The 12,540-nt window shown below is 45.1% G+C and carries 9 protein-coding genes; 7 read left to right on the forward strand and 2 right to left on the reverse strand.

All coding sequences use genetic code 11. The annotated features are described in order from the left end of the window. Positions 1–212 precede the first annotated feature (212 nt). The 4 genes from AB4589_RS10365 to AB4589_RS10380 all read left to right on the forward strand — a co-directional run bounded on the left by AB4589_RS10365 (position 213) and on the right by AB4589_RS10380 (position 4,196). Positions 213–923 (forward strand): response regulator, encoded by a 711-nt coding sequence (locus AB4589_RS10365; protein WP_280605059.1) that lies wholly within the window; start codon positions 213–215, stop codon positions 921–923. Next, entirely contained in the window at positions 923–2,365 is a 1,443-nt protein-coding gene (gene creC, locus AB4589_RS10370; protein WP_280605060.1) for a two-component system sensor histidine kinase CreC, read from the forward strand. Before AB4589_RS10365 ends, creC begins: the two co-directional genes overlap by 1 nt. 75 nt (positions 2,366–2,440) lie before the next feature. Beyond that, positions 2,441–3,781, forward strand: coding sequence for a cell envelope integrity protein CreD (gene creD, locus AB4589_RS10375; RefSeq protein ID WP_371710812.1), 1,341 nt, complete (start codon positions 2,441–2,443; stop codon positions 3,779–3,781). Beyond that, on the forward strand, positions 3,768–4,196 hold the full coding sequence (locus AB4589_RS10380) for a DUF2809 domain-containing protein (RefSeq protein ID WP_280605062.1): 429 nt from the start codon (positions 3,768–3,770) through the stop codon (positions 4,194–4,196). The genes creD and AB4589_RS10380 overlap by 14 nt, the downstream gene beginning before the upstream one ends. Before the next feature lie 259 nt (positions 4,197–4,455). Here the strand turns inward: AB4589_RS10380 and AB4589_RS10385 are convergent, their stop codons facing one another. Both AB4589_RS10385 and AB4589_RS10390 read right to left on the reverse strand, forming a co-directional pair. After that, positions 4,456–5,079, reverse strand: a complete 624-nt coding sequence (locus AB4589_RS10385; RefSeq protein WP_108112085.1) for a DJ-1/PfpI family protein — start codon at positions 5,077–5,079, stop codon at positions 4,456–4,458. Positions 5,080–5,582: 503 nt separating this feature from the next. Continuing rightward, a complete protein-coding gene (locus AB4589_RS10390) occupies positions 5,583–6,584 on the reverse strand; it encodes a diguanylate cyclase (protein WP_017093451.1) in 1,002 nt (333 codons plus the stop codon). Positions 6,585–6,666: 82 nt separating this feature from the next. On the opposite strand from AB4589_RS10390, the gene AB4589_RS10395 reads away from it, so the two are divergent. The 3 genes from AB4589_RS10395 to AB4589_RS10405 all read left to right on the forward strand — a co-directional run. After that, positions 6,667–7,716: a linear amide C-N hydrolase gene (locus tag AB4589_RS10395; protein WP_372100345.1), complete on the forward strand. Its 1,050-nt coding sequence runs from the start codon at positions 6,667–6,669 to the stop codon at positions 7,714–7,716. Positions 7,717–8,549: 833 nt separating this feature from the next. Continuing rightward, complete coding sequence (mrdA, locus tag AB4589_RS10400; protein WP_371691505.1) at positions 8,550–10,412, forward strand: penicillin-binding protein 2; 1,863 nt, start codon at positions 8,550–8,552, stop codon at positions 10,410–10,412. Between the two features lie 650 nt (positions 10,413–11,062). Then, on the forward strand, positions 11,063–12,540 hold a 1,478-nt coding region (locus tag AB4589_RS10405), incomplete at its 3' end, for an ISNCY family transposase (RefSeq protein ID WP_102582964.1).

Consider the following 12,540-nt stretch of genomic DNA (forward strand, 5'->3'; position numbering starts at 1 on the left):
TCTAAGCGGAGAAGAGCCGTATTATGGTAAAATCACTTAATCCACGATCCAGTATTGATGATGAAGATCTCTCATCTGGAGTTGATTTTTTGTAACAATCTCCAGAGATGGTTCACGAACTTTGCCTTTCCAGTATCAATTCGATAGCCTTAACCTCAGGGTAGACAAGTAACGACGAAATTAAGATAAATATAGCCAACGAGGTTAAGACATTGAGCGACCAATCAACCGTCGTCATTATTGAGGATGAATCTGCCATCGCAGAGAACCTGATTCATGTATTAGAGATGGACGGCTACCACGCAGAGTGGTTTGCAACGGCAGGAGAGGGCTTAGCTTTTTTGCAGCACAACTCCACAGCGTTACTTGTGTTAGACGTAGGCTTACCGGATGGTAATGGTTTTGAATTGTGCAAAACCATCCGTGAGTTTTCTGATATTCCCATTATCTTTCTCACCGCAAGAAGCGATGAAATTGACCGAGTGGTAGGCTTGGAGATTGGCGCGGATGATTACGTGACTAAGCCATTTAGCCCGCGTGAAATGTTGGCTCGCATTAAACTTCGAATCAAAGCTAAAGCGCCAATGAAGGAGCACAAGCCGGAGCCTGTTGCTGTTCCAGAACAACCTCAAGTGAGCCACGATTTGGTTGCGCAGAGCTTTGATTATGGTGTCGGTGGACAAATGCTTGGGTTAACTGCGGTCGAATTTAAGATCCTCGATAAGCTGATCTCCGTCTCTTCCAATGTATTGAGTCGAGAGCAGCTCATGGTCGCGGCAGACATGGCGCCGGAGGCCGCATACGAGCGCAATATCGATACCCATATCAAAGCTATTCGCCATAAGTTGAAGCCGTTTGAGATGTCTGAACGCATCTGTACCAAGCGTGGATTTGGTTACTTTTACTGCATTAAAGGTGAATGATGAATCGCTGGCCGAAGATCCCACTTGGACTCAGACTGTTTTTTCTCTACTTCATCTTAGTCGGAATGACGGCTTATATGGTGAGCAAAACGGTTGTCCAAGAACTTAAGCCTACCGTGCGTCAAACCACCGAAGAGACACTGGTGGATATGGCGAACTTACTCGCGGTATTGGCGGAAGAATACGTTGCAAACGGAAAGTTGTCTGAGAGTCGCTTCTCCAAACTACTAGCGGCTTATGGGCAGCGAGAACCCCAAGCGCGCATTTGGGAAATTGGCAAAAAAGCGATCAACCATCGAATTTATATTACCGATAAACAAGGCATTGTGATTGCGGATTCTTGGCAGCAAGGCGTTGGCAAAGACTACTCGCAATGGAACGATGTGTATCTCACGTTGCGTGGTCAATACGGCGCGCGCAGTACCATCGAAGACCCGAAAGATCCGCTCTCAACCGTTATGCACGTTGCTGCACCCATTTACCACAAAGGCGAAATCATTGGCAGCGTGACGGTGGCAAAATCCAATCGCTCAGTACAACCCTTCATCGATCTTTCTAAACGCAATGTATTATTTTGGATGGTGTGGATGAGTGGTTTAGTGCTATTGGCAGGGGCATTGTTTGCTTGGCGAGTTCACTCGGCACTGAACAAGCTAGAAGACTATGCGACCAAAATGGGTGAGGGCGAAAAGGTCTCTAAGCCGACATTTCGTATCTTTTATGAGTACGGCACGCTAAGCGACGCATTAGAAAAAATGCGCAATCAGCTCGATGGTAAACAATATGTGGAAGAGTACGTACAGACGCTGACTCATGAGCTGAAAAGCCCGTTATCAGCGATTAAAGGTGCGAGTGAAATATTGCAAATGCCATTGCCTGAAGAAAAGGTCGCGCGCTTTGCTGGCAACATTGAGCGAGAAAGCGACCGCATGCAATCATTGATAGATAAGTTGCTAGAACTTGCTCGTATTGAAAAGCGGCCCGAGCTAGAACAAGTCGAAGCTATCTCGCTAAAACAAATGGTCAATGAAGTGGTTGAATCGGCGGATGCGCGTTTGAGTGCTAAGTCGGTCACTGCCAACATCCAAATTGATGATCACCTCTCCGTACTTGGTGATGTCTTCTTACTGAAACAAGCCGTTTTTAACTTGATGGACAATGCGCTGGATTTTGTTCATTCAGAGGGACGCATTGATTGGAAAACTGAGGTCACGAAAGAGAAGGTATGCCTGTCGATTTTCAATTCAGGCCCTCACATTCCCGACTATGCTATGCCTCGTTTGACCGAGCGCTTTTATTCCCTCGCTCGGGAAAATGGTGTTAAGAGTACTGGGCTTGGGCTGAATTTTGTTGAGCAGGTGACCAAGCTGCACAAAGGTCAGTTGCAAGTCGAAAACGTCGATGCTGGCGTGAAAGTGACCCTGATTTTACCAACTCCATAGAAACTCCACATTAGCTCCATTTGTTCTCCAAATTGCTGATTTAGATTAACCCCATCAGCAAATGGAGAATGAAACATGAAAAAGATCCTCAATAACCAACTCGGCACGAAGTTCGCATTCGTGCTGTTTTTGTTTGTTTTACTGCAAATCCCGCTTTCAATGGTCACAGGGCTGATCTCAGAACGCTCATATCGCCAAGATGAAGTCAGACATGACATCGCACGCAGCAGCAGCGGTGAGCAACGCATCATTGGTCCATTCATCATGGTTAACTACAGCGAAACCAGTTACCGATATGACAAAGTACAGATTAAAGAGCGTCGTAAATTCCTCCTACCCAGCACTTTCGATATGAGCGCGGATCTGGACAGTTTTGAAAAGTACCGAGGCATTTACCGCGCGCGTTTATACAAAGCGCAAGTGTCGCTGAAAGGCGCTTTTGATGCAGACGATCTCGCGGCGTTGCAGAGGCTTGATATTAAAAATATGAGCCTAGTGGTTGGCATTGAAGACAGCCGTGGATTGATTCGGATGGATGACATGACCATGGCGAGCTCTGATATCGAAGTCGCACCGGGAACGGGGTTAGATCAGTTACCACAAGGCTTCCACAGTGTTCTGAGACTTGCAGATCTAAACGCAGAGCAACCTTTGGCGTTCGATCTTAACTTCTTGCTGCAAGGGATGGGTCAGCTTCAAGTCACACCAATCGGCAGTCAAACAACGGTTGGACTCTCTTCAACTTGGGCGCATCCAAGCTTTGTCGGTGATTACTTACCAGTGTCGTCAGAGGTATCTGAAGATGGATTTAAAGCACAGTGGGCGAGCAATAACTTCTCTACCAATATCGCGCAGCTGTTCCAAAGCTGTTTGTCATCGAATCACGCTTGTGACGAGCTTGAACAGCGACAAATGGGCGTAGATTTGATTGATCCCGTTGACCATTATTTGAAGTCCCACCGAGCAGTGAACTATTCACTGTTGGTTATCACATTAGTGTTTGCGAGTTTCTTCTTACTGGAGCTATTCCAAGCGCGTCCGGTTCACCCAGTGCAATATGGTTTTATTGGTCTGGCTTTAGCGCTTTTCTATCTGTTGTTGATTTCGATGAGTGAACACTTAGGTTTTAACTGGGCGTATGTGGTGTCAGCAGTCGCATCGACGGGGCTTTTAAGTGTGTACGTGAGCGGTATGTTGAGCAACACCAAACACGGCGTGATATTTGGAGCGTGTTTGCTCACACTCTACGGATTGTTGTTTGGCTTGCTGCAAGCAGAGAGCTACGCATTGGTCATGGGTACATTACTGTGTTTCGTGATTTTGAGCTTCACTATGGTCATTACACGCAACATCGATTGGTACGCCCGAAATAAGAAAACAGAAAAAAGTGCAAAGGCGAACCATGAAGATGTTTAAGCGAGCTACTATCACTGGTCAGCCAAGCGATATGGTGGAAGAGAAGTCCGCTATTCACCTGCGATTTTCTGTAAAAAATGGACTGAAAAGCTTGGTGTGTTTTATCGCATTGGCCGTTATCGCGCTCTATGTTCGAGATAGCTTTATTCGTCCGACATTTGGTGATGTTCTTGTTGTGGTTTGGCTCTACTACTTTCTTGCAAGCTTGTTCTCCATGCCCGTTAATTGGCTGGTTTCACTGGTGATGTTGATTGCGTTTGCTGTCGAGTTGGGGCAACTGTTACAGGTCGCTGCTTGGCTTGGTATCGAACCTTCATCGCCTCTAGCTGTGATTTTGGGAGCCACGTTTGATTGGAAAGATCTGCTGGCTTACTGCGTCGGAGGCAGCTTGTGTTGGTGGATGGAGGTCAAATGAAAGCGAAGTTGAAAGTGGAGGCGATAACCCCACAATATCATCATCAAAAGCGACGTTCTCGTAGAAGAATAAGTTTGCTCAAGAAAGTATACTTTTGGTCATTAGCCAACAAGGGACAGCTTTAGAATGAACTAGTTTTAGGATTTACGTCGAAATTAACGTCGGATAATTATTAGTAGGGTAAATCATATTTATAGAATGCGAAGGAGTATTTACTCTAAACGCCCTATTCCAGATTCGAAAAATTAATTTGAATACCTTAAACACTTGTATGCGAATTTGCCAATTCAGCAGATTGAATAGTTGTGGAAATAAGCTCTTCAAATAGGTCTAATTGCCCAGCAGGGATTAACTGATTTTGTATGCTTTGTCGTTTACTAGAGTCAAACAACCTCTCAGCTAACCAACCAACTAGATACATCAGTGAAAGACAACCCCCGGCAGTTGCTATATTGCCTTCTATCACTAGAGGTAGGTCTTGAACGTCCCCTCCCATGCTTTCTAGAACAGTCTTTGCATCTGGGTTTGTCGTTAACGGCTTGCCTTTAAGTAAACCGAGCTCATGAAGGATGAATGACCCCGCACAAATTGATCCAATTAGCTGTTTATTCGGATCAAGATTCAATGCCGACATAAACCCAAGATCTTTTATCGCCGCTGGGATACCACGTTTGCCACTGGTGATAAGAACTACATCTTGATTAGCAACTTCTGATACATGTCCGTCCGTTTTAACTTTAATACCAAGATGGGAATTATGTTCAGATTTAGTTCCAAGTACACTAACCGTCCAACTATCAGATGTTCGGCCAAGTAAGTCATACATAAGAAAGAAATCTACATCTGTAAAATCATCAAACAAAACAATACCGACTTTATACATAATATTTTTATCCTTTATCGCAGCACTCGTGAGTCGCATAACGCTTTCTATGTGGCGCTAAGCCGTTCTTTACGTGGTAATAGTGCAGTCTATATTTTAATCTTTCAACAAAAAATCATTAACTAATTCAGCAAATTAAAAATTTAGTCTGCTCAGTGAGGTATAATTTCTGGGTAGGTGAGTTTGGATAAGTTTTAGTTCGGCAAAAATACGCCTTAGAAAAGGTGTAGTGTATTTACACTAAAACATTTTGGGGCACTTTCGAGCTAGAAAGTGCCACGTGTAAAAATTCGGCCTTAAAGACTTTGGACATTTCTGCGTTAGAGATGCTAATAATTTAGTTTGAATCGGATAACTTTTGGTATTGAAAAATGCTTGGTGAAGCCCCCAGCAATACTAGGGCCCGGTCAGATCTAGCCAAGCTTTCAACAGGCAATAGGGGCAATGGATAAAAGTGTACTGCAGCCTCAAGAGACAGCAGAGAAGGTCGATGTTCAATTGTGTTATGCAACAACTCTATTCCGCCCTTGTGATTTGGCATCATAAAGATTGGCATCTGCTTGACGCTGGATTTCATCGATATAACTCGACGCATGCGCCTCAACCAAGCCAATACTGACCGTCACAGAGATCGCCCTCCCTAGATAGCGCACAGGCGTCTTATCAATTGCTTGACGAATAGCCTCTGCATTTTTGAGAGCATGCTGTTGAGAGACACCAGCTAACAGAATACAGAACTCCTCTCCCCCTTGGCGAAACACATTCTCCCCTCCCACCACATGGGCTATCGTTTTCACCACAGACTGAAGTACGCAGTCTCCTCCATCGTGACCGTATTCATCATTGATGGCTTTAAAGTGATCGATATCCAATACCAATAGGAAATATGATGTTCCTTGAGCTTTTAGCGCTTGGTAACGATGCTTCAATGCGAGGCGATTATTGGTTCCAGTCAGCGGGTCAAGCGTGGCCAACTTACTTAGCTTGTTTTCCGTTGACTCACGGTTGAACTCATACACATGTGCTACCGCCGAAATACTGAAATAACAAAAGGAGAAATTGATCATCATCGTCAACATGTCAAAGTACTGCTCTAGGTAAAATTGATAAGTGATGTTGACGATCTGGATGATAAATAAACATGTGGTTGCGAAAAAGCCCACTCTGTAGCCCAGCAACAAATAGTAAACAATAGGTAAAACCAGCGACCAAAAAAATACACCATTGACTGTTGGCTTGAGGAAGGTGCCAATAATGACGAGCAACGTCAGACACAGTGACATAATGTACTTATGGCCCTTGTATACATTACCCCTATCGATTTGACGGTAAACGTGCCAAGAGTAAAGCGCATATAAGCCTTCCAACGTACCGTATATATAGCTCTGGCTAATAACAAAGTTACCGATAGCCATCAAGCCAGCTAAGCTTCCGATCCCGAAACTCATGCCTTTAAGCACTTTGAGGCGTAGCGTTAAGCTGCCATCGAGCTCGTTTATGTCCATATGTTCGTCCATGGGTTAAATGCCTATAAGTCTCATATATGATAACCTATTTAACTTATTGACAACAAGGATATCAACGCATATGTGCACACGTATATTCAATAACTTAAACAATAAATTTCCAGTGACAGCGCGCAACATGGATTGGTATTGGCCCGTCAATACTTACTTTTACGCCTTCCCTAAAGGCACGGTAAACCGAGGTCTTAGCGCCGACTCAGCGGCAAAAATCCATATTGCTCCGCAGCAGGTACTGCAATGGACATCTAAATACGCTAGTTTGACCACCATCATGGGTAGCGACAAAAAGGGTTATGCCGCCGTAGACGGATTAAATGAAGCGGGGCTTGCAGTAAACGGCTTATATGATTCTCATGTCAGTTATGGCCCCACTGATGGTAAAGGTAAGTTCCTCAGCGCCAATCGCTGGGTTCAGTTTGTGCTCGACCGCTTTGCTAACGTCCAGCAAGCTATTCAGTATTTTGCCACTCACAACGTTACAATTGTCTCGGAGCTTTTGCCCGACACCTCTAACACACAATCGCATCTTCACCTTGCTCTTTCCGATGCAGATGGCTGTTCAGGCGTAATCGAAGTGCGCAACGGTCGATTTGAACTCTATGAGAGCCCTCAGGATAGCGTTGTCACCAATCAACCGGACTACAAAACTCAACGAATGCTGACTGCCTATTGGCAGTATATTTGGGGCCAAAGACCGAGCGCTCCAGTTGAACACCCAGTATTTTCTGCGCCTGGCGGTAATAGCGCCACACAACGCTTTGAGCGCGCCAGTTATTACTTTACCTTTGCTCAACCGGCAAAAAAACGACGCGAAGCGGTGTATCAAGCTAAATCATTGGTGGCCGGTTGCTCTGTGCCTGTACACTTTAACCCCTATTGCGCCGACAAAGCGTCTTACACGCTCTGGACAAACCTTGCCGATCACCGCAAGAAAATTTACTGCCTGTCTAGCACTGTGACCATGAACACACTGTCACTGCACTTTTCTCCCGAACTCACTACGTGTCAACGCTTGCTGCTGCAAAAAGAAAAAACAACCAAATCAGCTTGCCCTATCGAGGCTGGCGACGTTACTGACCACCTCGTGAGATGCCCCAATCCATTCAGCTAGTTTTCCTTTGCATCGCCTCAAAGATAAAATCTGTGAGGGCGTCCACGGAGGAAAAGGGCAACTTCCAACACCATGTCTATACCTGCTCACTATTATGAGTTGTTGTGTGGTTCGATGGCTTATTTTGGGGCATTTTTGATTCTGACTGATTTGTGCAACAGCCTGTTGCACAAATTATTCTTATAAAGGTTTGCAGCTATCTAAACACATTTTTGGGGCAAAAGTTTGTTAGGCGATTTACTCTATTTAGACCATTACGTATTAGAAAAAATATAGGTATTACACGATATATTTTGGTTATCACTCCTCAAGGTACGCTCAATATTTACACATAGAAAGACTGTGCTATTCAATAGGCAATCTCTAAACATCGCCAGCAACCACGACATCATAATGTATGGGTTCGACGTCATATCATGGTGAGAGCTGCGTTAAGTTGCTTAAACAATGGTGGGTGATGAAAAATATCAGTCATAGTACGACTAGGTTTATGGATTTAGAGCGTACTGCGGGAATCGCCCCCGCATCATCATCTTGGAAGGCTGAGGGTAATAACCATTAAACGCTGTACGCTTTGCGTTCATATTCCTTGATAATCAGTGGGGTGCTTAGTCAGTTTTAGCCTAGAAAGCCAAATCAGACTTGAAATGGACATCCACATAGTATTTCATATGCTCGAAGCGACAATACCCGCTCCCCAAAGGACGCGAACCGAAGTAGAAAAAAGAGATATTACATACGCCGAATCAACCATTTAGTGATTGGTTCTACGCGCCCATCAATCGAGGCTCACTTCTGTGGCCAATTCAACTCGACCACAATAAAAGAACATTATGAAGAGTAAAAGAAGCAGACTTCGAGATCATGAACTGGAAGCCAGTTTATTCAAAAACCGAGCCGTGTTTGCTTTCGTATGTATTGTCTTTCTGGCCGGGCTGCTGGTTCTCAACATTTATAACCTGCAGGTGACAAAACATCAGTATTATCAGACACGCTCTAATTCTAATCGTATCAAAATCATTCCTTTGCCGCCGACCAGAGGGCTGATTTATGACCGCAATGGCGTCCTTTTAGCAGAGAATGTGCCAGTGTTCAGCTTAGAACTCGTGCCAGAAAAGATAAAGAATATTCCCAAAACGATTGAGAGACTCCGTGAAATCATCGATATCTCTCAAGAGCAAGAAGAAAGGTTTAATACAAACCTCAAACGGGCACGACGTTTTAGTTCCGTGCCTCTGTTGGACAACCTCAATGACGAACAAGTCGCCAAATTCTCGGTAAATCGCTATAAATTTCCCGGCGTGGATGTCATGGCAATGCTCAAGAGACATTATCCCTACGCCGATATTTTGACCCATTCACTCGGCTATGTAGGACGCTTGAACGAGTCGGACCTCAACAGGTTCATCAGTGAAGGGAAAGAGCTCAATTATAAAGCCACCAGAAACATCGGGAAAATTGGCATTGAACGCTATTACGAAGACATGCTCCATGGCAAAGTGGGCTATCAAGAAGTCGAAGTGAACAGTCGTGGTCGCGTCATACGTGTACTCAAATACGTGCCGCCTCTCCCTGGTCAAGATATCACCCTCAATATCGATATTGAGCTTCAAACCTACATCCATAACCTGCTTGGCGGTCGAAAAGGTGCCGCCGTGGTGCTCGAACCTCGCGATAATGGCGTCTTAGCGATGGTGTCCAGTCCGAGCTATGACCCCAATGCCTTTGTCAGTGGCATCTCCAGGGCCGCCTATAAAGCCTTGCTCAACGACAGAGATAGACCCTTGGTCAATCGCGCCACGTTAGGTACCTATTCTCCAGGCTCGACCATCAAACCCTTTGTTGCCGTTGCCGCCCTCAATGAGGGGATCATTACCCCGAGAACCAAAATTCGCAGCGTTGGCGCGTGGCGAGTTCCCAACAGCAACTCTCGCGCGTTTCGCGATTGGCTCAAATGGGGCCATGGTAGCGTCGACGTGACTCACTCTATCGAACAATCCGTCAATACCTTCTTTTATCAGATCGCCTACGATATGGGCATTGACTCACTCTCCAATTGGATGATGATGTTTGGCTTTGGCCAAAGTACCGGGATCGATATATTCGAGGAAACGTCGGCAAATATGCCAACCAGAGATTGGAAAAGAAGTCGTTTCAATAAACCTTGGTACATCGGTGATACCATCCCTATCGGGATTGGCCAGGGTTACTGGACCACTACCCCCATCCAAATCGCCAATGCCACTTCCATCCTAATCAATGATGGCCGAAAAAAACCGATCCGGTTGCTCGATAGTGTGTCGGATCACAACGCGTCGACCGCCAAAGAGCCAACCGAATTCCCGCCGATCGAAGGCGTACCATCAAACTACTGGGAACTCGCCAGATACGGCATGTATTTGGTGAACCACGGTAAAAAAGGCACCTCCAGAAAAGTGTTTCGAAACGCTCCCTACAAGAGCGCCGGGAAATCCGGTACCAGTCAGGTCTTCGGTCTGGCAGAAAACGAAGAATACGATGCTGAAAACATTCCCGAACACCTAAGAGATTTGGCCTTGTTTACCGGCTTTGCCCCATACAACGATCCGCAAATCGTCGTGACGGTGATCCTCGAAAACGCCGGTGGCGGTTCATTCAATAGTGCGCCCATCGTTAAGAAGATTTTTGATCACGTGTTACTCGAACCAAGTCAGTGAAGTCCGAGCGATAACCCAATCGGTAGCAGTGGGCGATAGCGTCATCGCCCAAGGCTGGCCCGCATTCCCGCGGCAGCCTCAAACGGTTCATTGTAAGATCAGACTGCAAATATGATTGTCTTGCCAATCATAGTGACAAACAAACGTGTCGCTAGTGCCCGTTTCCAACTGAAGCTCAGGCGTAAATGCCAAGCTAACATACCGTTTCTCTAATCACCCTTGCTCGCTCAAAGCAAAAATAGGCCCCAATGTATTGATACGTAGCTTTAAATAACGCTTCTTTGGCCGAAAAGACGAGGGTGCAGATAAATCACATCAATAAGTAGAGCGGGAAGGCAAATTATTGTTGGCAAGTCGAATTTGCCCCCTGATACATCACGGGAATTCACGACGAACAGTATTAGAAAAATGGATAACTTCTAGTTGGGCAAAACCCCATGAACAGGATATGAATGAGTAAAAGCACTAACCAATTTTGGGGCAGAAATGAGCTAGAGCTACTACTCTAATGATTGTGATCACCAAGCGATTCTGTCGTATCGTAACTACCAAGCGACTTTGTCATTCGCTTAATTACCGAGGGAAATTGACGGTCTCTATTTTTACGTAATCCTTTGACTAGTGCTACGAATTAGTCAGGGGTGTATAGGATGATCGTTATGAATACTCAATCTCAGCTTACCGTGGATATCATCGCAAAAGTTGCTCTCGGTAAAATCTCAATTACTAATGCCTCTAAGCTCCTCAATAAGTCTCGCAGAACCATTGAACGTTATCTCAGGCGATATCGCTCTGATGGTATCCGATTTGTGGTTCATGGCAACACAGGAAGGGCACCCGCTAATAAAATCCCCATTACCTTAAAGCAACAAGTTCAAGCTCTTATAAAGGCCAAGTATTACGACTTTAACATGCTTCATCTCGCCGATATGTTAGAGGTATTTGAAGGCATCAAAGTAAAACGGGAGACGCTTCGTACCTGGGCACATGAAATCCATCATGTAAAACGAGCCAAACATCGACGTTCTAAGGTAAGAAGACGACGTGAGCGTATGGAAGCCGAAGGCTTAATGCTGCAAATGGACGGCAGTCCGCACCTTTGGTTCGGTGATAAAAAATCCTGTCTTATCGCCATGATTGATGATGCAACCAGTGAGGTTCATGCGGAGTTTTTTCCTTCAGAAACCACCGAAGGGTGCCTCAAAGTAATGAAAACTTATATCAAGAAAAAAGGGCTTTTTAAGACTCTTTATGTCGATAGAGCGGGCATCTTCGGTGGACCAAAACGTTGCCACTTCTCCCAGATGCAACGAGCCTGTGAAGAGCTGGGTATAGAAATTATTTTTGCCAATTCGCCTCAAGGCAAGGGTCGCATCGAACGTGCTTTTGATACGTTCCAAGATCGTCTAGTCCCTGAGTTAAGGCTGGCTGGGGTTACTGATATGATCAGTGCAAATAACTACCTACAAAATACCTTCATCCCTGAGTATTGGGCAACGACCCTCACAGTCAACGCCAAATTAATGCGCTCTGAGCATACACCCGTTCCGAAGTACCTCAACATTGACGCGATATGTATTCAAAAAGAATATCGAAAAATCCGTCGAGATCATACCTTCAGCTACGCCAACGCAATGTATCAAATTACCTCCCCATTACGGCACTCTATCGTGAGTCAACAAGTCGAACTACGTAAGCAACTTGATGGTGGTTTTACGGCTTATTTTGCCGACCGAGAGTTATCGATTAAAGAGCTTACTGAGCCTAGCTCTAGGAAAGAATACGGAGAAGAGGTTCAGAAAAAGATCGAGGCTATAGAGCTTGCCAATGAGTTAGGGAATGTTAGAGAAGCGGCTCGACAAAGCGGTTGTTCTGTCAAAAGCATTCACAACAACCGTCAATTACTTGAAGCCCATGGCCCACTTGCTTTGAAACGTCTGTATGGTCAATCACACAACAATAATCGCATCGATGAAAAGACTCGAAATATCGTCATCTCATTAACACTCAAATCGCCTCACCTAACCTCTATTAGGATAAGTGGTGAGATGAGAAAGCGTTTTAACATCTCGATTAGTCACTCAACAGTAAGGAACATCTGGCTTGAAGAAAAGCTGAATACAAGAGA

The sequence above is a fragment of the Vibrio sp. 10N.222.49.A3 genome (assembly GCF_041475145.1).
GTDB classification, from domain to species: domain Bacteria; phylum Pseudomonadota; class Gammaproteobacteria; order Enterobacterales; family Vibrionaceae; genus Vibrio; species Vibrio tasmaniensis_A.